1 protein-coding gene is annotated in these 261 nt (G+C 41.4%); it reads right to left on the bottom strand.

Going from position 1 to position 261, the window contains the following annotated elements; genetic code table 11:
• A partial coding sequence (locus GUI70_RS25905) for an EF-Tu/IF-2/RF-3 family GTPase (RefSeq protein WP_272952938.1) occupies window positions 1-261 on the bottom strand: 261 nt, incomplete at both ends.

Genomic DNA, 261 nt, shown 5'->3' with positions numbered 1-261 from the left:
TCTTGGTCAGCCTTTGATTTTGGTTCAACGGCAACTTCGATAACTGGTTCTGGGAATTGCATTGATTCCAAGTGTAATGGATGATCTGGATCAGTTAAAGAATCACCAGTAGTAGTATTCTTCAAACCGATTGCGGCAGCGATATCACCAGAGAATACTTCTGGGATTTCTTGACGTTGGTTAGAGTGCATTTGTAGCAAACGACCAACCCGTTCACGCTTGTTCTTTGTAGCATTTAATACGTATGAACCAGATTCCAAA

The sequence above is a fragment of the Deinococcus alpinitundrae genome (assembly GCF_009982895.1).
GTDB lineage: Bacteria > Deinococcota > Deinococci > Deinococcales > Deinococcaceae > Deinococcus > Deinococcus alpinitundrae.
The sequence above is the reverse complement of the archived record's forward strand: the minus strand, read 5'-3'. Positions and strand labels throughout refer to the sequence as shown.